A 19,577-nucleotide genomic window follows, 5' to 3' on the forward strand; every position below is an offset into this window, starting at 1 on the left:
TATGGAAATCATTGAAATAAGACACCCTTATGATCACGCAGCGATTCCTGAGGAGGAGATCGTCTTAGTTTTAGGCTTTTTCGATGGCGTGCATTTAGGTCATCAAAAAGTCATTGAAACAGGACGAAAGATTGCAGAGGAGAAAGGGTTAAAATTGGCGTTGATGACCTTTAATCAGCATCCCTCGATCGTTTTTCAAAAGGTTGATCCTGAAAAAATGCAATACCTGACCAGTTTGCCGCAAAAAGAAGCGCACATGGAACAACTTGGGGTAGATATTCTTTATATCATTGAATTTACTTCTGCTTTTGCAAATTTGGCACCGCAAGTATTTGTAGATGAATACATGATCGGACTGCATGCAAAAGTTGTTGTTGCAGGTTTTGACTATACCTATGGCAAGAAAGAGATAGCCAACATGGCGCTTTTGCCAACCTATGCAGAAGGACGTTTTGAAGTCGTGACTGTCGCGCAAGAATCGTTTCATGAGGAAAAGGTCAGCTCCACACGCATTCGCTCTGCACTACAAAATGGTGATATGGCGCAAGTCAATCGCTTGTTAGGGTATATTTATGAATTTGAAGGAACCGTCGTTCACGGTGATGCTAGAGGACGAGAACTTGGGTTTCCAACCGCAAATATCAAAGTGAAGAGCACCGTTCGGTTGCCAAAAGAAGGCGTCTATGTGACGGAAATCAAAGTTGGTGACAAGTGGTATCCATCGATGGGATCGATTGGTCACAATGATACGTTTGGTCAAGGGCGCCAGTTAACAGTAGAGATTTATATTCTCGATTTTCACCAAGATATCTATGGTGAAACCGTGGCGATCCGTTGGCATCATTTCTTACGTGATCAAGTCGCTTTCAATGGCGCACAAGCGTTGATCGAGCAATTAAAGCAAGATGAACGAGACACTGAAGCTTATTTTGATGGGCTTTCTGAAGAAAACTAGTCATTCGTAGTGAAAAGAAGCGTTTCTGGCTTCTTTTCACTTTTTCTTTTTCTCTCTTTTTATAACGTAGTTTATTTGAATTCTAATGCTTTCCCCATGAGGAAAAAACGTTTTTTCGATATACTAAAAAATAGGCTAAAATGATAATTTATGCAGTACGCTGCAAAGGGAAAGGGAGAGAAAAAGTGACAATTGGAAAAAAAGCGAAAAAGGGGAAAGAAAAGAAAGATTTAACCAAAATGAAAACGCCGCATACGTATGTCATCATCTTTGGGGTCGTGCTGTTGGCATGGTTGCTGACTTTCTTAGTTCCTGCTGGGAAATTTAGTACACAAGAAATCGAGTATACCGATGCAAATGGGGACATAAGTACCAGAACGGTCTTGATGCAAGATTCGTTTCGTTATGCCTACCCGTTAGATAACGAATACGTCTATCAACAGTTGAATCAATTGGAAGACGATCCACAAGAGCTGGAAGAATTAGATGTCGATCCTGAGGCTTTAGCAGCTGTTCTAGCTGAAGGGCCTAAAGAGTTGTCTCAGAGTCAATTAGATGAGGTCGGGCTAACGGATGACACCCTTTACAGCCTTTATGGCGAAAAGATTTATGATACTTCAGAAAAACTGCATAAAACAGCCAAGGTTTGGGGAACCGATGACTTTGGCGGTTTCGGCTTTTTAAATTTTGTTTTTGAAGGGTTGGTTTCTGGCGACAAATACGGCTCAGCAGTAGGGATTGCAGCACTGATTTTAGTGGTCGGTGGTGCATTTGGTATTATCATGCAAACGGGAGCGATCGATGCGGGGATCTTTGCATTTATCAGCAAAACCCGTGGATTAGAACGTTTGGCATTGCCGCTGTTGTTCTTTGCTTTTTCATTTGGTGGTGCTACTTTTGGGATGGCAGAAGAAGTCATTCCGTTTTCGATGGTCATGGTGCCTTTCGTGATCGCATTAGGGTATGACTCGATCGTGGCGGTCACTGTCACCTATGTCGCCTCCCAGATTGGGAATGCCACCTCGTGGATGAGTCCATTTAGTGTGGCAGTGGCTCAAGGGATCGCAGGTATTCCCGTTCTTTCAGGCGCAACGTTCCGAATCATCATGTGGGTCGTGGTTACCGCATTATCCGCAGGATACCTCATGATCTATGCCGAAAGAATTCGCAAGAATCCTGAGAAATCGCTCACGTATCAATCAGATGCGTATTTTCGAAATCATCTTGAAAAAACCTCCAGTGAGCAAAAACCATTTTTATTAGGTCATAAATTGATCTTGGTTGAAATGCTGGCGGTCTTGATCTGGATCGTATGGGGTGTGACACAAAAAGGCTATTATATTCCAGAGATCGCTTCTCAATTCTTTGTTATGGGCTTAGGGGCAGGAATCATAGCGGTTCTTTTCAAATTAGAAAATATGGGCTTGAATGATGTGGCGAGTGCCTTTCAATCAGGGGCCTCAGAATTAGCGGGAACTGCAATCGTTGTAGGGATGGCCAAAGGGATTCTTCTGGTTCTCGGCGGTTCTGATGCCAACGTGCCGTCAGCCTTGAATACGATTTTGCACAGCATCGGTGGTTTGTTAAGCAATGTTCCAGCATTTATTGGGGCATGGTTCATGTACATTTTCCAAAGCTTCTTCAATTTGATCGTGACCTCCAATTCAGGTCAGGCTGCATTGACCATGCCGATCATGGCGCCATTAGCTGATCTTTTAGGTGTTTCAAGACAGATCGCTGTATTGGCTTATCAATTAGGCTCAGGCTTCATGGATGCCTTCACTCCAGTATCGGCAAGTCTGATCGGTGTGCTAGGTGTCGCAAGAATCGAATGGGTGAAATGGGCGAAATTCCAGATCAAAATGCAAGGGTTCTTATTTGTATTAGGAACGATCTTCATCTTTATTGCAGTCGCGATCGGCTTGCAATAAGAAGCAATCAGACACGAGGAGGAAGCACTCATGAAGGTGATACGACAAGCGGAGGTTTATGCGCCTGACTATTTAGGAAAAAAAGATATTCTTTTAAGCGAAGACAAGATCATTGCTATTGAAGATTCGATCGAAGGAGGATTCTCAGGGGTTCCTCTTGAAGAAATCGATGGCACAGGGTTACTTGCTGTTCCCGGCTTTATTGACTGCCACTTTCATATCTTAGGAGGTGGCGGGGAAGGCGGCTTTCAGAACCGGACACCAGAAGTGAAATTGTCTCAGCTGACCTCAGCGGGGGTAACGACAGTGGTTGGGTGTTTGGGTACTGACGGAGTAGGCAGAGATATGACTGCCTTGATCAGTAAGGCCCGTGGACTAGAGGCAGAAGGCATCACGACGTACTTGTATGACGGTTCTTATCGATTGCCATTGACTCCGGTCACCGATTCTATCATTCAAGATTTTTTGACTATTGACAAAATCATTGGTATCGGTGAAATTGCCGTTTCTGACCATCGTTCTTCACAACCGAGTTTCGAAGAATTTACCCGCGCGGTGGCGGATGCCCGTGTTGGTGGGATGCTTTCTGGAAAAGCAGGCATCGTAAACGTCCACTTAGGTGGAGGAAAGAGAAAATATGAGCTACTTTTACGAACCATCGAAGAAACAGAGATTCCAATCAGCCAATTTTTACCGACACATGCCAATCGGACCAGCGAGCTTTTCGAAGCAAGTATTGCTTTTGCAAAAATGGGTGGAACGATTGATTTTACGGCGAGTGAGGATCCTGATTTCTGGGAAAAAGAAGACGATGAGGTTCGCTTCAGTAAAGGATTGAAGCGTTTGTTAGCAGAAGGGATCGGGCTGGATCAATTTACCATGACCTCTGATGGGCAAGGTAGCCTCCCGTACTTTGATGAAAACAATCAATTCATAGGTCTGGGTGTCGGTAGTTCGCGAGCCTTGATGGTAGGCATTAAAGAAGCAGTCCAAAAAGAGCAGATTCCATTGGAGATCGCCATTCGAGCAATCACTTCTAATCCAGCGAAAGTATTGAAGCTTGATCAAAAGGGACGTCTTGCAGCAGGGATGGATGCTGATATTTGTTTGCTGAACAAAGAAACATTAACAGTAGAAACGGTTCTAGCGAAAGGCAGAACGATGGTAGAAAAACAAGAAGTAAAAGTGTGGGGTACCTTTGAGCAACTAACATAAGAAGATTCCAGCTTTGACAAACTAAGAAATGGTTGTTTTTCTAAACAGAGTTGTAGAAGAAAATAAGCAGCCCGATCCATGACCAGTATTTACTGGACTTGATCGGACTGCTTTTTTCAATTAAACGCAAGCATTCTTAAGCTTGCAGCTCATCCAATTTCTTCATGTCTTCTTCAGAAATTTCAAAGTCAACTTTAGCATTGTCAGCAATGTATTCTTCATGAACGGATTTTGGCAATGGCAGAATGTCTTTTTGTAGCAAGTAACGAATTGAAAGTTGTGGAATAGATTTTCCATAAGCTTCCGCAATCGTCTTCACTGCATCGTTATCGAGTAAACGACCAGTGGCGATTGGAGAATAGCCTTCCACTAAAATTTCGTGGTCTTTACAAAATGCCAATAACTCTTCATTTGTACGTCCAATATGGTAAACAAACTGGTTGACCATCGGTTTCACATCGCAATGATCAAAAATATTCTGTAAATCTTTTTGATCGAAGTTGGAAACACCAATTGATTTTACTTTCCCACTTAAGTAGGCTTCTTCTAGTGCTTTCCAAACATCGATGTTTTCAAGATGAAAATCTTTGTTTTCTGGATTGTTTCCCATGATTTTCCAAGGACGAGGAGCGTGGATCAAAATCAAATCGATATACCCTAAGTCAAGTTTTTTTAGAGAAGCATCAATGCTATCAACCGCTTCTTGATAGGTCTTCAACTCAGCAGGTACTTTCGTGGTAACAAAAATTTCTTCGCGGGCAACGCCTGAATCGCGCACAGCTTTCCCAACCGCTTCTTCGTTTTTGTAAGCTGCCGCTGTATCGACATGTCGATAACCGTTTTGAATGGCAAATTTTGTGGCGTTGTAAGCATCTTCTGGAGAAGATTGCCAGGTTCCAAGGCCAATCTTAGGAATCGTCAGTTTGTTCTGCAAGGTAAATGTTTCTTGTAATATCACGTATCTCAACCTACTTTCATCGCTTTTTTTTGTTACATCTTCCATTATAAAACGTTTTCTTGTTTGAAACAAATCAGACGCTGAAACTTTTTCGGTAAATTGACTTTCAAAAGGATCTTTGATACATTATCAGCAACCTAAACGCAGAAAGATGTGGAAAAAATGGATTTTGTAAAAGAAGATTTTGCCTATTATCGGCGCTCTTTTGAATTGATGTATCGCAGTTATTTCCGTAGAAGAATGATTGCCCTAGGTGTGGCGATTTTGATTATCTTAGGTTATTTATTTTTGTTACAAGAAAGTTTGCTTTTAAATATCATCTTGCTAGGTATTTTGCTAGGGATGATGGCGTGGCTGGTTTCACTTTCTCAGAAAGCGAGTGAGGTCGTACGTGCTTTTGAAGAAGAAAATCAGGTGCCGCAAATTCATCAACTGACAGAATTCGAGGATCATTATGCGTTCCCAATGAACGATGGAACAACGATGCGCGTGAAGAAAAACGGCAATCGCAACTTCCCTTCCAATAATAAGCAGTACACGTTGATGGCAGGCTATAAAAAAGTTTTCTTTGTGCAACAACCCTTGATGATTTTTTACTATGACCTCTTGGAAATGAAGTATGATGAAGCGTATCGTTTGAAACGAAATCGCCAAAACGGGTTCAATCGTTGGTCGCGTTATTTCAGCTTTCGCTCCTTTAAGGGATCGATCGGCAATGTTTTTCAATTCTTGCTGGGAAATATTTTCTTCTTATTTATTGCGTATCGGTTGATCCGCTATCTGATCGATATTTTGCTGCACATTCTATAACGGTCGCCAAGGGGATAATTCTCATCGTTTTCATAGACTGGTGAAAAAGATGATAGGACTTAATTTTTTAAAAAAGGTATACTTAAGTCAGATAAGACAAGCAATTGTCTTTCAAGAATAAGAGTCCTGCTCTTGTTAAGTAAGCCGTCAGCAACAGCTTATCTATTGTGGCGCTAACAGTTTGGGGGAAGTGTTAGTTCTTGTAACAAACAGATTTTTTTCTGGGTGGGATAAGAACAAAAGCGGTATTTTACCGTACTTAATAAGAGTAGTGCTCTTAATTTTTGCTATGACTATTTGAAGACATCACTTCTTGGAAGTGGTGTTTTTTCTTGCCCAAAATAGTCCAAGTGATAGGAGAATTCTAAGAACTATGCTACAATGAGTGCCGATGCTCTCAGCGATGGGAGTAAAAAGAAGGTAGAGGAGAATCACTTAGGAATGCCTGAAGGTCAAACAATAAACGATCCATCTACAAAAAGCGCGCAAAATATTTCTGCGTATATACATATACCATTCTGTGAACATATCTGCTATTACTGTGACTTCAACAAAGTGTTTTTAGAAGGGCAGCCAGTGGATGAGTACATCGAAGCGTTACTAAAAGAAATTGAGCTGACCCTCTTGCGTCAGCCTATCAATGAGGCGGAAACAATTTATATCGGCGGTGGGACGCCAACGTCGCTTTCGGCGAACCAGCTGGATCGATTGCTTTCAGGTGTGCATGAATTGCTGCCGACCCACACAACCAAAGAGTTTACCGTGGAAGCAAATCCTGGTGATTTGAGTGAAGAAAAAATGCTGGTTTTGAAAAACCATCAAGTCACTCGCTTGTCGATGGGGGTCCAAACCTTTGATAATCGCTTGCTTAAAAAAATTGGCCGCAAGCATACCGCTGAAGATGTTTATTCAACCATTCAGCTGCTGGAAAAACATGATTTTCAGAATGTGACGATCGATTTGATTTATGCACTTCCGGGACAAAGCATAGAAAGCTTCCGTGATACACTGACGCGAGCGATTGATCTCGGGTTGCCTCACTATGCGATGTATTCCTTGATTTTAGAAAACAAAACCATGTTTATGAACTGGGTTCGCCAAGGGAGAATGGCGCTGCCTTCTCAAGAAGCTGAAACGCAGATGTTTGATGAGGCGATCGCCGCGATGACAAAAGCTGGCTTGAATCAATATGAAATCAGTAATTTTGCACGACCAGGGTATGAGTCCTTGCATAATCTAGTGTATTGGAACAATGAACATTATTTTGGCTTTGGGGCAGGCGCCAGCGGGTATCTTGGACAGACCCGCTACAAGAATAAAGGTCCAATCCAGCATTATTTGAAACCATTACAGGAAAATCAATTGCCAATCCATGAAACCGAAGAATTGACAACCAGTAATCAAATGGAAGAGGAACTGTTTTTAGGCCTTCGTAAAAAGGCTGGCATTTCAAAAATACGCTTTGCAGAAAAATTCGGGAAGTCTTTTCAGGAAATCTATGGTTCAACTAGCGAACAGTTGATTCAAAAAGGCTGGTTGGCTAGTCAAGGTGATCGTGTCTTTTTAACGAAAGCTGGGATGTTCATTGGCAACGAAGTGTTTGAAGCATTTCTCTTGGATGGAGAAAAATAAGAAAGAACAAGGAAGAGAAGTAGCCATTTCGCGCTGCTTCTTTTTTGATTTCTTTTTTTAGCACTCTCTTAGAAAGAGTGCTAAAAAAGTGATGCAAATACTTGACATTCCTAGCAAATATGGTATATTTATAATCGTGTTAGCACTTAATAGGAATGAGTGCTAACGGAGGAGTGGATAAAATGTTGACACCTAGACAACAAATGATTTTACACCTCATCATCCAAAACTATACGAATACTGGTCAGCCCACGGGCTCGAAGCGATTGATGGAAGATGGGGTTGAAGCTAGCTCTGCCACCATTCGTAATGAGATGAAGGCGCTGGAAGAAGCTGGACTTCTGCTAAAAACACATTCATCTTCAGGGCGTGTGCCATCAATAAAAGGGTATCGCTATTACGTTGATCACTTATTGAAGCCATCTGAAGTTGACCAAAACGAAATTCAAACCATTCGTCATTCTTTTGGAAAAGATTTTCATGAAATCAATGAAATCATCCAGCAGTCTGCCACGATCTTGTCCAACTTGACTAGCTATACAGCGTTGTCTCTCGGACCAGATATGAAGGAAAGGAAATTGACGGGCTTTCGAATCGTCCCTTTGAATGCACGACAGATCATCGCGATCATCGTGACGGATAAAGGAAATGTCGAAAATCAAGTCTTTACTCTTCCTGAATCGATGAGCAGCGAAGATTTGGAAAAAATGGTAAGGATCATCAACGACAAATTGATCGGTGAACCTCTAATGACGGTCTACCATCGATTAAGAACCGAGATTCCTATGATTCTGCATAAGTATTTTCAAACGACTGACGGAATCGTTGATCTCTTTGATACGATGCTGAGCCATATTTTTGAAGAAAAAATCTTCGTCGGCGGGCGAATGAATCTTCTGGATTTTGAACCGACGCAAGATGTTAGTCAGTTCAAATCGATGTATTCATTTATGAAAAACGCAGATCAGCTGACACAGCTGCTGGCGCCAAGAGATTCTGCGATTCAAATCAGAATCGGCTCTGAGCTTGGCAACGACTTGTTACAAAATATGAGTTTGATCCAAGCCAGCTATGAAATCGAAGGTCATGGACAAGGAACGATCGCTTTATTAGGTCCATCAAGTATGCCGTATTCACGGATGTTTGGATTGATGGAAGTTTTTCGAGGCGAGTTAGCAAAAAAATTGGCCGATTATTATCGCGCATTAGACGCTGCCAATGAATAAGCGGCAATGAAACAAATCGTAGAAGGGATGGTTGAAACGTGACGGAAAAAGAAGAGCGTTTAGATGAAGAATTAGATAAAACTGCTGAAGAAACCGCAGAAACAACTGAATCTTCAAATGAATCAACTGAAACTGAAGCACAGACTCCTCAACCAGAGGAAGAAGCAGTGGAAAAAAGCGAATTGGAACTTTTGCAAGAAAAGAATAACGAATTGGAAGATCAATTCCTGCGTGCTCGTGCAGAGATCGCAAATATCACTTCACGTAACCGCAACGAGCGGGAACTTTTACAAAAATACCGCTCGCAAGATCTTGGCAAAAAACTGTTGCCAGCAATCGACAATTTGGAACGAGCGATGGCAGCAGATGTCGATCAAGACCAAGCTGCGAATTTGAAAAAAGGCGTTGAAATGGTTCTTGAAAGTCTGCGTCAAGCCTTAAAAGAAGAGGGAATCGAAGAGATTCCTGCTGAAGGTGCAATGTTCGATCCGAACTTGCATCAAGCGGTGCAGACTGTACCTGCCTCTGATGAAACACCGGCAGACACAATCGTTACTGTCTTGCAAAAAGGGTATAAATTGCATGATCGTGTCTTGCGTGCAAGCATGGTCATCGTTGCACAATAGTTCTTTCTATCTATAAGTAGATGTTTAAATTAAAAAAGGGAGTGTATTACTTATGAGTAAAATTATCGGTATCGACTTAGGAACAACAAACTCAGCTGTTGCTGTCCTTGAAGGCGGCGAAGCAAAAATCATTACGAATCCAGAAGGAAACCGTACCACACCTTCTGTTGTCTCATTCAAAAACGGTGAGATCCAAGTAGGGGAAGTTGCAAAACGCCAAGCAGTAACAAACCCGAATACGATTTCTTCTATTAAACGCCATATGGGTGAAGCTGGATACAAAGTAGAAGTTGAAGGCAAATCCTATACACCACAAGAAGTTTCCGCAATGGTTCTTCAATACATCAAAGGATTTGCTGAAGACTATTTAGGTGAAAAAGTTGAAAAAGCAGTCATTACTGTTCCTGCATACTTCAACGATGCACAACGTCAAGCAACCAAAGATGCTGGTAAAATTGCCGGTCTTGAAGTAGAACGGATCGTCAACGAACCAACTGCTGCAGCTTTAGCTTATGGGTTAGACAAAACAGATAAAGATGAAAAAATCCTAGTCTTTGACTTAGGTGGCGGTACTTTCGACGTATCGATCCTTGAATTAGGGGATGGCGTCTTTGACGTATTATCAACTGCTGGGGACAACAACCTAGGTGGGGATGACTTTGATAACAAAATCATCGATCACATGGTAGCAGAATTCAAAAAAGAAAACGGCATTGATCTTGGAAAAGACAAAATGGCCTTGCAACGTTTGAAAGATGCTGCTGAAAAAGCGAAAAAAGACTTGTCAGGTGTAACAAGTACTCAAATCAGCTTGCCATTTATCACAGCTGGTGATGCTGGACCATTGCACTTGGAAATGACCTTGACTCGTGCGAAATTCGATGAATTGACCGCAGACCTAGTCGAACGGACAAAAATTCCAGTACGCCAAGCTTTGAAAGATGCTGGCTTATCACAATCAGAAATCGATGAAGTTATCTTAGTTGGTGGTTCAACACGTATTCCAGCAGTAGTTGATGCTGTTCGTAAAGAAACCAATAAAGAACCAAACAAATCAGTAAACCCAGATGAAGTGGTAGCGATGGGTGCTGCGATCCAAGGTGGCGTGATCACAGGTGATGTGAAAGATGTCGTCTTACTAGACGTTACACCATTATCATTAGGTATCGAAACAATGGGTGCCGTCTTCACAAAACTGATCGATCGTAACACAACGATCCCTACAAGTAAATCACAAGTCTTCTCAACTGCAGCAGACAATCAACCAGCCGTTGATATCCATGTCTTGCAAGGAGAACGCCCAATGGCAGCTGACAACAAAACATTAGGTAGATTCCAATTGACGGATATTCCACCAGCACCTCGTGGCATCCCTCAAATCGAAGTAACATTTGATATCGATAAAAATGGGATCGTCAATGTTTCTGCAAAAGATTTAGGTACACAAAAAGAACAAAAAATCACGATCAAATCATCTTCAGGTTTATCAGATGAAGAAATCGAACGCATGGTAAAAGATGCTGAAGCAAACGCTGAAGCCGACAAACAACGCAAAGAAGAAGTTGATCTACGCAATGACGTCGATGCTTTGTTGTTCACTGTTGATAAAACATTGAAAGAGCTTGAAGGCAAAGTTGATGCAGACGAAGTCAAAAAAGCGGAAGAAGCTCGTGATGAGTTGAAAGCTGCACTTGAAGCAAACAACTTAGAAGAAATGAAAACGAAACGTGATGCTTTGAATGAAATCGTACAAAACTTAACTGTTAAATTATACGAACAAGCAGCACAACAACAAGCACAAGAAAATCCAGAAGCTGCACAAGGCGGCGCAGATGATGTGGTTGACGCCGACTTTGAAGAAGTAGACGGTGACGATAAATAATCGCTGTTTGTGAAAAAGCCAAAGTCACCGCTTTGGCTTTTTCTTATGAATTTGCGAAACGTATTTTTCTAGAGCGAATTATATGCTAAAATACGAGAGACGCAAGAATATAGTGGAGGGAAGCCAATGGCAGACAAAAGAGATTATTATGAGGTCTTAGGTCTACAAAAAGGGGCTTCGGATGACGAAATCAAAAAAGCTTATCGTAAGCTTTCAAAACAATATCATCCAGACATCAATAAAGAACCTGATGCAGAAGCAAAGTTTAAAGAGATTTCTGAGGCCTATGAAATATTAAGTGATTCCCAAAAAAGAGCTGCTTATGACCAGTATGGTCATGCTGGTACTGATCCGAACTACGGAGGCGGTTATGGCGGTGGATTCGGCGGCTTTAACAGTGGCGGATTCTCCGGTGGCGGTTTTGGTGGATTTGAAGACATTTTCGAATCGTTTTTCGGTGGTGGAGGCGGCAGAGCAGCCAATCCTAATGCACCTCGACAAGGAGCGGACTTGCAATATGCGGTTGATCTTTCCTTTGAAGAAGCGATTTTCGGAGTGGAAAAAACTGTTCAATACAATCGTGAAGAAACCTGTCATACCTGCGGTGGGAACGGGGCAAAACCAGGTACTTCACCAGAAACCTGTCATAAATGTCATGGTGCAGGTACCATCAATGTTGAACGTCAAACACCGCTTGGTCGTGTGATGAGCCGTCAAACCTGTGATGTTTGTCATGGAACGGGGAAAGAAATCAAAGAACCATGTACAACATGTCATGGTACTGGCCATGAAAAGAAAAAACACAGTGTGAAAGTCAACGTACCTGCAGGTGTCGAAGATGGACAACAAATGCGCTTGTCTGGTCAAGGAGAAGCTGGCACCAATGGTGGTCCTTATGGTGATCTGTACGTTGTTTTCCGAGTGGAAGAAAGTGATATTTTTGACCGTGATGGGTCGGAAATTTATTACGAACTGCCGTTAAACTTTGTCCAAGCTGCTTTAGGCGACGAAGTCAATGTACCAACGGTTCATGGGAATGTGAAATTAAAAATTCCAGCTGGTACGCAAACAGGCACAAACTTCCGCTTACGCGGTAAGGGAGCCCCTCGCTTACGGGGAGGCGGCAATGGCGATCAACAGGTCAAAGTGAAGCTGATCACACCTAAGAACTTAAATGAGGAACAAAAAGAGGCATTGCGGGCTTATGCAAAAGCCAGTGGCCATGAAACGAACGAACAACAACCAGAAGGATTTTTTGATAAAATGAAAGATGCTTTTGGTGGGAAAAAGAAATAACCATGAAAAAATCCAACTCATGCCCTTATAAAACCATCCGTTTTATAAGGGCATGAGTGTTTGTATGGCTATAAATGTGCAGTATGGGCAAGAATCGAATCTTCTTGGCCATCTTTTTTTCTTTTCCTTTGAAATCGCTTGCTTAGTGTGTCACAATAAAAGTAGACCAATTAAAGGAGGAGATACAATGGAAAGAATATTTGCGAGTCCGTCACGATACGTTCAAGGAAAAGGGGTCTTGAAGCATGGGTTATCCCATATCAAAGATTTAGGAAAGAAAGTGCTTCTTTTGACCGATGAAACTGTTTGGAAAATTGCCGGTGAAGAACTATTTGAGAACCTGAAAGCAGCCGAGTTAGAACCGGTAAAAGAAATTTTTGGTGGAGAAGCTTCTGCAAATGAAATCGATCGTATCGTCTCTAAAGCCAAAAGTGAATCAATCGAAGTGATTGCCGCATTAGGTGGTGGGAAAGCCATCGATACTGGGAAAGCTGTTGCGGATGAATTGAAAATACCGATTGCTGTTTTGCCAACGATTGCCTCCACTGATGCACCAACTTCGGCACTTTCTGTTATTTATACTGATGAAGGTCGTTTTGAAAAGTATCGTTTTTATAACAAAAATCCTGAACTTGTCTTAGTGGATACCGCTGTGATTGCCAAAGCGCCTGCCAAATTGCTAGCCGCTGGTATTGCGGATGCACTCGCAACCTATGTCGAGGCACGTGCTGTTGCTCGAAGCCATAGTAAAAATATGGTCGGCGGGGTGCAACCAATTGCCAGCATGGCGATCGCTGAAAAATGCGAAGAGATCCTTTTTGAGAATGCCTTAAAAGCCTATCAAGCGAATAAAAAACAAGTCGTTACCGAAGCTTTTGAACAAATCGTGGAAGCCAACACTTTGCTTAGTGGATTAGGCTTTGAAAGTGCAGGTCTGGCAGCAGCTCATGCGATTCATAATGGCTTGACAGCCCTTGAAGGAGACGTTCATGATCTGACCCATGGTGAGAAGGTTGCTTACGGAACACTCACTCAATTGATGCTGGAAAATGCAGATCCTGAAGAGCTCGACCAATATATAGAATTGTATCAGGCATTAGAATTACCGACGACATTATCCGACATGCATCTTGCGGAAGCCAGCGATGCAGACCTATTAAAAATTGGCGAGCAAGCAACCATCGAAGGGGAAACGATCCACAATATGCCATTTCCGGTTTCTGCAGAAGATGTTGCAGCAGCGATCAAAGCCGTGGATGCCTATGTGAGTGCTTACTATCCTCTATGATGTTATTTTATTAAAGATCATCAATGTGTGCTCGGTGATTTCAAAAAACGTTTGACAATAAAAAAGAGTCGTGCTATTTTGATAACAAGCAAATTAAAGGAGGGAACAAGACATGACAAACGTCAACACACAAACTACCTGTTGTTGTTGTATGGTGCAAAAAGCAGCATACCGATTTGTCATGCCTATTATTAGTTCCTTTGTCGCAGAAGATCGCTGAAGTTTCTTTAGTGATTCACTTCTATCCGGATAAGACGACATTTTTTTGGGGTACTGATGTAATAGTCAGTACCCCTTTTTGTTTGCTGTTTTTTACCGCTTTCATTGGCGACGGCTGATGATTGCAAATGAAAATGAGTACATGAAGCATACGAGTTGTGCCAAACAAAGTTGAGCGAGGAGTCGAGCGATGATCGTTAATAATATAAAAGCATTGATTGGGCACACCCCATTCTTTGAATTTGATGCCGCAGCATTTGGCGGCAAAAAGGGAAGTACCATCTATGCGAAACTTGAGTATTTAAATCCTGGTGGAAGTATCAAGGACCGCTTAGGAAAGTATTTGATCGATGAAGCGTTTCGCGAGCATGTGATCGATCATGAGACAACCGTTATCGAACCGACAGCGGGAAATACTGGAATTGGTTTAGCTTTAGCTGGAATCGAGTATGGCTTAAAAATGATTTTTGTCATTCCTGAAAAATTTAGCCTTGAAAAGCAGCAACTGATTGAAGCGTTGGGCGGGACCATCGTTCATACGCCCACTGAAGCAGGCATTCAAGGGGCGATTGAAAAAGCAAAGGAAATAGCAAAACAGCTACCAAATAGTTATATGCCAATGCAATTTCACAATCAAAACAATCCTGCAGCCTACCAAGCAACCTTAGGCCCAGAGATCTTTCAGGAGTTATCTGGAAAAATTGACAGCTTTGTTGCTGGAGCTGGCAGCGGGGGGACCTTCGCGGGTGTCGCAACATACTTAAAGAAGCAAAAATCAAGCACTCGACTTGCTGTCGTTGAACCAGAAGGATCCATTTTAAATGGCGGGCCTGCCCATGGACATGAGATTGAAGGGATCGGTGTTGAGTTCATTCCCCAATTTTTTGACGATTTGCTTTTCGATCAAATTTATACGATCAGTGATGCGGAAGGCTTTGCTTTTACTCGTTACTTGGCAAGATACTATGGTCTACTTGTTGGAAGTTCAAGTGGAGCGGCGATGGCAGCAGCAGTAAAAGAAAGCCTCGAATTACCAACTGGAAGCTCGATCGTTACCGTCTTTCCAGATGGAGGCGATCGCTATCTATCAAAACAGATTTATGCGGGTGAATCAGCAATCACCCCATTCATAGGAGGAGCAAACCATGCATTTTAATACAAAAGTAATCCACGGCGGTATCAGCGAAGACGAAATGACTGGTGCTGTCAGTGTGCCAATTTACCAAACATCAACCTATCGGCAAAATGCTCTTGGTCAGCCAAAGCAATATGAATACAGTCGTTCAGGCAATCCAACTCGATTTGCCTTAGAAGAATTGATTGCGGATCTGGAAGAAGGCGCCCAAGGGTTTGCTTTTGCCTCTGGATTAGCAGCCACCCATGCGGTCTTCTCGCTGTTTCAGACTGGAGATCATGTCATTTTAGGGGATGATGTATATGGCGGGACGTTTCGTTTGCTCCATCAAGTATTAGAAAAAAGCGGATTGTCTTATACACTTGTCAAAACAAATGAGCTAGCTGCCGTTGAAGCAGCCATCCTTCCAGAAACCAAAGCGATCTTTCTGGAAACGCCGACTAATCCATTATTGAAGATCACGGACATCGCAATCGTTGCCCAACTAGCGAAAAAACAGGACATTTTGACGATCGTGGATAATACCTTTGCGACCCCTTACTTTCAAAAGCCGCTACAATTAGGCGCAGATATTGTGATTCACAGTGCTACCAAGTATCTCGGTGGACACAGTGATGTAGTAGCTGGGTTAGCGGTTGCCAAAGAGCCAAAAATCGCCGAAAGAATTGCTTTTTTACAAAACGCCATTGGTGGTGTATTAGGGCCTCATGATAGCTGGTTGATTCAACGAAGCATCAAAACACTTGCTTTGCGGATGGAAGCACATCAAAACAACGCGATGAAAATTGCTCACTACTTACAAGCACATCCAGCTGTCGCAAACGTGTATTATCCAGGATTGATTGCCCATGAAGGACATGAGATCGCCAAATCACAGATGTCTGGGTATAGCGGTATGATATCTTTTGAACTAAACGATGAATCGAAAACAGCAGAATTTGTTGAATCATTAAAGATTTTTACTTTAGCAGAAAGCTTAGGTGGCGTGGAAAGCTTGGTAGAAGTGCCAGCCGTGATGACCCATGCCTCGATCCCTAATGAAATTCGTGAGCAATCTGGGATCAAAGATGGCTTGATTCGGTTGTCGGTCGGCATCGAAGACGGTGAGGATCTGCAGGCAGATTTAGAGCAAGCGTTTGAAAAGGCAGGTAGCTAGTGATGGGGAGAGAGTTTATTCCAATTTTTTCTGACTGGGCAGCTGAGTACGATGAAACAGTTGCAGGTAAGGATGAAGAATATCGAGCGGTTTTTTTCAAATATGAACAGTTACTCGCTGAAATAGCTGAAAAAGCAGGGCAGTCTGTGGTAGAATTTGGTAGTGGAACTGGAAATCTAACACAAGCTCTGCTTGATCAAGGAAAAAACGTGCTGGCAATCGAGCCATCGCCAGAGATGCGGCGAATCGCCAAGTCAAAACCCAGTCTTTCTAAAGTGACTTTTGTAGATGGTGATATGGAGGTTTTTCCTGAGATCACGGATGTGATTGATACGATCGTTTCTACCTATGTTTTTCATCATCTTACGGAGGACGAAAAACAACGGGCAATCGGCAAATATGCTGCGATGCTGCCCAAAGGCGGGAAAGTGCTTTTCGGGGATACGATGTTTCTTTCTCTAGCCCACAAAATGGAACGAATCGATGAAGCACGGCAAGCTGGTCACCAGCGACTAGCCGCTGATCTGCAAAGAGAGTACTATCCAGTTATAGCGGATATCGAACGATACTTTCGTCAGCATGGGTTTACCAGTCGTTTTAAGCAGATCAATGAGTATGTTTGGCTTGTGGAAGCACAAAAAGAGTAGGAGAGAAGTACAATGAAAATGAATGTTGAAAGCTTTAATTTGGATCATACGAAAGTCAAAGCACCTTATGTACGGGTTGCCGATAAAAAGCAAGGAACGAATGATACGATTATCAAATATGATGTCCGTTTGAAGCAGCCGAACCAAGCGCATATGGATATGGCAAGTCTGCACTCGCTAGAACATTTGACGGCAGAATTGATTCGTAATCATGCGGATTATATCGTGGACTGGTCACCAATGGGCTGCCAAACCGGCTTTTATTTGACTGTCTTGAATCACGACGATTATGAAGAGATTTTGACCGTCCTAGAAAAAACCATGAAGGACGTTTTGCAAGCAACTGAAGTACCTGCCAGCAATGAAGTGCAATGCGGTTGGGCGGCGAACCATACCTTAGAGGGTGCGCAAAAATTAGCGCAAGAATTTCTTGATGAACGTGACAATTGGTCGACCGTTTTTGCCTAAATAAAAATAGAAGTAGAAAAAGGTGCCTGCGTTTGGATTCGCAGACGCCTTTTTTGTTAAACCCGCAAAGAGACGGGGGTTCGATAGTTTTTGTTTATGGTTCTACTGCTTGGACAGTAATGCCGACTCCGTTTGGATTATAGGTTTGACTAATGTAAAACTCAAATCCTTCATGAATAAAGAAAAGTCTCCGAATGGCGCTAACGTCTCTGATGTGAGCATCTAAACCATACTGTTCGATCAATGTCTCTTTGATCTCCTCAATATCATCCTCTTTCCCGAACTGTGAGAAATCAATACCGAAAAATTCTGGGACATCAACCAATGTGATTCTAGATAAATGTTCATTTCCCGCGTTATCGGAGTCAAAATCAAAGCTGATTTTGGCTAACTTCTCACGCGAGCCCCTTGGTACTCGTCTCGTTTCTAATGCACTACTATCACCCATCATTGACAACAATTCAATGTTAGAATCAGGTAAACGAGTGGTCACCTGTCTCACTTCATCGACCATGACTCCTTGCTCAGGCGAGAAGACCTTACAGGTTTCTTCGGTAACGATCACATTTTGACGCCGCCGCTTTTGATTGATGGCGGTTCGGCGTTGATTGACCCGGTCACTTCGTTTGATCAGATCAAGCCCTAGATCTTGAATAGCTTCTGGAGTCGTATCGTCTGCTAGTAAGGAAATTAAGTAATCGATAGTTAGAAATTGTTCATAAATAGGTGATGGCTGGTTTTCGATAAAAAAAGTTATTGCACCAATCATCAAAAAAGCAATACCTAAAAGAAAGAAGCAATGCTTTTTGATTTTCATATGTACCTGGTTGAAGGACCTTATCGGTTTCATCTGACGAATCAACCCCTAATAGAATGATTTGAAAAAAATTTACGGTGATATAATTCGGAAGGATCAATAAAACGAATTTCCTCTGACTACTTACTTAACTTCTGTTTCTGAGAATTGATCATGCCAGGTAACGCCAGTAACGGTTCGGTTGGAAAGGGTAACGATGATCGCTTCGCCCTCTTGATTGATCCAGGCATTGGATTCCACGCCTAGAATCGCTAGTCGCCAAGAAGGCAGTCCACCCATGATCTCTAATACTTGATCGCAGGACATTCCTTCTTGCAATTGGTGGAGCAAATCTTTGGTGACGGTTCTATTCCAACGTCGTGGCAATCCAATCTGTAATTGCTCGCAATAGGAGAAGTGAGAGGTGGATTCTTCGGTACTTACTGACTGTTGATCAAGGCTGTCAGAAGAGCTGCTTATGTCAATTGTAGTAGACGTTGATTGCTTTTCAGTAGAGGAAGAGCTGCTAGCTTCCGAATCCATTGACAATGATTCAGAAGTCACCGCTGTTTCTAATGACGAACTGCTTTGTCGCGTTTCATCCAGGAGTTCGTCAATCAGGGTACAGCCTGTGAGTGATAAGGAAAGGAAAATCAGTAAGGGAAAGAAATAGATGGTTTTCATACGATGCATGCCTCCAAAGTAATTTTCTGCATTTTTCTTTTGTTGTTATTTTAAGGTTGGTTTTTTATAAGAAGGGTTCTGACCGATGTTTAAACAAAAGAATCAATGTATTTATACAGCTTATGCAGTTATGGAGGGAGTGTTGTTTAATAAGTGTAACATGCCACTCCTGATCTGACTACTCGATTTCAAATTGCATTTCATAGTTTTAATAAAATTTAGTCTCTATTCCTGATGATTATAAAATTCACGTGATATACTATAGTCAACTACAAGATAAAAAAATACGGCTTCAGTGGCAAAGGGCATTTGACGCAAACAGATCGTTGGGAATGTTTTCGAGCATTTGAATGTGGCATTGTTTTAATAGAAAAGGGAGGAAGAGGGAATGAAGATCTTAAGGGATTGGCAAGCAAAACATCAAGCGAAAAAAGAAGAAAAAAAACAGGCATTACGGTTAAAAAATGCCAAGCTTCGTGCAGCGGGGAAAGAGCCGTTGAAGGGCTGGGGGAAAATGGTTGATACTGGCATCGGCGGGGCGAACAAAGCAAACCCCATCGATACAAAAGTGTTTTTGGGGGAAAATCAAAAGCGGATCGCAGATGAAACGAAACGGAACAAGCAATAAAGAAAACCTCTGCAACAGTTCCTTC

Annotated in this window: 18 protein-coding genes; 15 read left to right on the top strand and 3 right to left on the bottom strand. The window is 42.3% G+C overall.

The window, feature by feature from the left end:
• The first annotated feature begins 1 nt into the window (after position 1).
• From ribF to iadA, 3 genes are all read left to right on the top strand, one after another.
• The gene (gene ribF, locus ACTW1R_RS07560; RefSeq protein ID WP_015509590.1) at positions 2–955 is read left to right on the top strand and encodes a riboflavin biosynthesis protein RibF; all 954 of its coding nucleotides are present in this window, start codon (positions 2–4) and stop codon (positions 953–955) included.
• Positions 956–1,194: 239 nt separating this feature from the next.
• Entirely contained in the window at positions 1,195–2,886 is a 1,692-nt protein-coding gene (gene yfcC, locus ACTW1R_RS07565) for a putative basic amino acid antiporter YfcC (RefSeq protein WP_170927566.1), read from the top strand.
• 30 nt (positions 2,887–2,916) lie between these two features.
• Positions 2,917–4,101 carry a beta-aspartyl-peptidase gene (gene iadA, locus ACTW1R_RS07570; protein WP_086338286.1) on the top strand — a complete coding sequence of 395 codons (1,185 nt, stop codon included), beginning with the start codon at positions 2,917–2,919 and terminating at the stop codon, positions 4,099–4,101.
• Positions 4,102–4,237: 136 nt separating this feature from the next.
• Here iadA and ACTW1R_RS07575 read toward each other — a convergent pair whose 3' ends face one another.
• Positions 4,238–5,104 (bottom strand): aldo/keto reductase, encoded by an 867-nt coding sequence (locus tag ACTW1R_RS07575; protein WP_086338285.1) that lies wholly within the window; start codon positions 5,102–5,104, stop codon positions 4,238–4,240.
• 117 nt (positions 5,105–5,221) lie between these two features.
• Between ACTW1R_RS07575 and ACTW1R_RS07580 the strand changes: the two genes are divergently transcribed.
• The 11 genes from ACTW1R_RS07580 (at position 5,222) to ACTW1R_RS07630 (ending at position 17,444) form a co-directional block, all read left to right on the top strand.
• Entirely contained in the window at positions 5,222–5,869 is a 648-nt protein-coding gene (locus ACTW1R_RS07580) for a hypothetical protein (protein WP_015509594.1), read from the top strand.
• Positions 5,870–6,310: 441 nt separating this feature from the next.
• Positions 6,311–7,501, top strand: a complete 1,191-nt coding sequence (gene hemW, locus ACTW1R_RS07585; RefSeq protein ID WP_086295222.1) for a radical SAM family heme chaperone HemW — start codon at positions 6,311–6,313, stop codon at positions 7,499–7,501.
• A 182-nt stretch (positions 7,502–7,683) separates the two neighbouring features.
• Entirely contained in the window at positions 7,684–8,727 is a 1,044-nt protein-coding gene (hrcA, locus tag ACTW1R_RS07590; RefSeq protein ID WP_005225934.1) for a heat-inducible transcriptional repressor HrcA, read from the top strand.
• A gap of 38 nt (positions 8,728–8,765) precedes the next feature.
• The gene (grpE, locus tag ACTW1R_RS07595) at positions 8,766–9,353 is read left to right on the top strand and encodes a nucleotide exchange factor GrpE (RefSeq protein ID WP_005225935.1); all 588 of its coding nucleotides are present in this window, start codon (positions 8,766–8,768) and stop codon (positions 9,351–9,353) included.
• 52 nt (positions 9,354–9,405) lie between these two features.
• Positions 9,406–11,235: a molecular chaperone DnaK gene (dnaK, locus tag ACTW1R_RS07600; protein ID WP_005225936.1), complete on the top strand. Its 1,830-nt coding sequence runs from the start codon at positions 9,406–9,408 to the stop codon at positions 11,233–11,235.
• A 126-nt stretch (positions 11,236–11,361) separates the two neighbouring features.
• Positions 11,362–12,531: a molecular chaperone DnaJ gene (gene dnaJ / locus ACTW1R_RS07605; protein WP_005225937.1), complete on the top strand. Its 1,170-nt coding sequence runs from the start codon at positions 11,362–11,364 to the stop codon at positions 12,529–12,531.
• Positions 12,532–12,718: 187 nt separating this feature from the next.
• Positions 12,719–13,819 carry a glycerol dehydrogenase gene (locus ACTW1R_RS07610; RefSeq protein WP_034857973.1) on the top strand — a complete coding sequence of 367 codons (1,101 nt, stop codon included), beginning with the start codon at positions 12,719–12,721 and terminating at the stop codon, positions 13,817–13,819.
• Between the two features lie 409 nt (positions 13,820–14,228).
• On the top strand, positions 14,229–15,194 hold the full coding sequence (locus tag ACTW1R_RS07615) for a PLP-dependent cysteine synthase family protein (RefSeq protein WP_060792077.1): 966 nt from the start codon (positions 14,229–14,231) through the stop codon (positions 15,192–15,194).
• Positions 15,184–16,329: a cystathionine gamma-synthase gene (locus ACTW1R_RS07620; protein WP_270290367.1), complete on the top strand. Its 1,146-nt coding sequence runs from the start codon at positions 15,184–15,186 to the stop codon at positions 16,327–16,329. The genes ACTW1R_RS07615 and ACTW1R_RS07620 overlap by 11 nt, the downstream gene beginning before the upstream one ends.
• A gap of 2 nt (positions 16,330–16,331) precedes the next feature.
• Positions 16,332–16,976 (top strand): class I SAM-dependent methyltransferase, encoded by a 645-nt coding sequence (locus ACTW1R_RS07625; RefSeq protein WP_060792075.1) that lies wholly within the window; start codon positions 16,332–16,334, stop codon positions 16,974–16,976.
• A gap of 12 nt (positions 16,977–16,988) precedes the next feature.
• A complete protein-coding gene (locus ACTW1R_RS07630; protein WP_008382180.1) occupies positions 16,989–17,444 on the top strand; it encodes an S-ribosylhomocysteine lyase in 456 nt (151 codons plus the stop codon).
• Positions 17,445–17,538: 94 nt separating this feature from the next.
• On the opposite strand, the gene ACTW1R_RS07635 is transcribed toward ACTW1R_RS07630, so the two are convergent.
• Together ACTW1R_RS07635 and ACTW1R_RS07640 are read right to left on the bottom strand one after the other, a co-directional pair.
• Positions 17,539–18,261: a Tat pathway signal sequence domain protein gene (locus ACTW1R_RS07635; RefSeq protein WP_489927550.1), complete on the bottom strand. Its 723-nt coding sequence runs from the start codon at positions 18,259–18,261 to the stop codon at positions 17,539–17,541.
• 123 nt (positions 18,262–18,384) lie between these two features.
• Positions 18,385–18,924 carry a hypothetical protein gene (locus ACTW1R_RS07640; RefSeq protein ID WP_060792074.1) on the bottom strand — a complete coding sequence of 180 codons (540 nt, stop codon included), beginning with the start codon at positions 18,922–18,924 and terminating at the stop codon, positions 18,385–18,387.
• Positions 18,925–19,312: 388 nt separating this feature from the next.
• On the opposite strand from ACTW1R_RS07640, the gene ACTW1R_RS07645 reads away from it, so the two are divergent.
• Positions 19,313–19,552, top strand: coding sequence for a hypothetical protein (locus ACTW1R_RS07645; RefSeq protein WP_060792073.1), 240 nt, complete (start codon positions 19,313–19,315; stop codon positions 19,550–19,552).
• The last annotated feature ends 25 nt before the right edge of the window (positions 19,553–19,577 follow it).

The sequence above is a fragment of the Enterococcus sp. R12 genome (assembly GCF_058135755.1).

Excerpts from the sequence above, each read along its gene's own strand:
- ribF (WP_015509590.1), top strand. The coding sequence starts at position 2 with ATGGAAATCATTGAAATAAGACACCCTTATGATCACGCAGCGATTCCT.
- ACTW1R_RS07575 (WP_086338285.1), bottom strand. The coding sequence starts at position 5,104 with ATGGAAGATGTAACAAAAAAAAGCGATGAAAGTAGGTTGAGATACGTG.
- dnaK (WP_005225936.1), top strand. The coding sequence starts at position 9,406 with ATGAGTAAAATTATCGGTATCGACTTAGGAACAACAAACTCAGCTGTT.
- yfcC (WP_170927566.1), top strand. The coding sequence starts at position 1,195 with ATGAAAACGCCGCATACGTATGTCATCATCTTTGGGGTCGTGCTGTTG.
- ACTW1R_RS07640 (WP_060792074.1), bottom strand. The coding sequence starts at position 18,924 with ATGAAAACCATCTATTTCTTTCCCTTACTGATTTTCCTTTCCTTATCA.
- ACTW1R_RS07615 (WP_060792077.1), top strand. The coding sequence starts at position 14,229 with ATGATCGTTAATAATATAAAAGCATTGATTGGGCACACCCCATTCTTT.
- ACTW1R_RS07625 (WP_060792075.1), top strand. The coding sequence starts at position 16,332 with ATGGGGAGAGAGTTTATTCCAATTTTTTCTGACTGGGCAGCTGAGTAC.
- ACTW1R_RS07580 (WP_015509594.1), top strand. The coding sequence starts at position 5,222 with ATGGATTTTGTAAAAGAAGATTTTGCCTATTATCGGCGCTCTTTTGAA.
- hrcA (WP_005225934.1), top strand. The coding sequence starts at position 7,684 with ATGTTGACACCTAGACAACAAATGATTTTACACCTCATCATCCAAAAC.
- ACTW1R_RS07635 (WP_489927550.1), bottom strand. The coding sequence starts at position 18,261 with ATGAAAATCAAAAAGCATTGCTTCTTTCTTTTAGGTATTGCTTTTTTG.
- iadA (WP_086338286.1), top strand. The coding sequence starts at position 2,917 with ATGAAGGTGATACGACAAGCGGAGGTTTATGCGCCTGACTATTTAGGA.
- hemW (WP_086295222.1), top strand. The coding sequence starts at position 6,311 with ATGCCTGAAGGTCAAACAATAAACGATCCATCTACAAAAAGCGCGCAA.
- ACTW1R_RS07630 (WP_008382180.1), top strand. The coding sequence starts at position 16,989 with ATGAAAATGAATGTTGAAAGCTTTAATTTGGATCATACGAAAGTCAAA.
- ACTW1R_RS07620 (WP_270290367.1), top strand. The coding sequence starts at position 15,184 with ATGCATTTTAATACAAAAGTAATCCACGGCGGTATCAGCGAAGACGAA.
- ACTW1R_RS07645 (WP_060792073.1), top strand. The coding sequence starts at position 19,313 with ATGAAGATCTTAAGGGATTGGCAAGCAAAACATCAAGCGAAAAAAGAA.
- ACTW1R_RS07610 (WP_034857973.1), top strand. The coding sequence starts at position 12,719 with ATGGAAAGAATATTTGCGAGTCCGTCACGATACGTTCAAGGAAAAGGG.
- dnaJ (WP_005225937.1), top strand. The coding sequence starts at position 11,362 with ATGGCAGACAAAAGAGATTATTATGAGGTCTTAGGTCTACAAAAAGGG.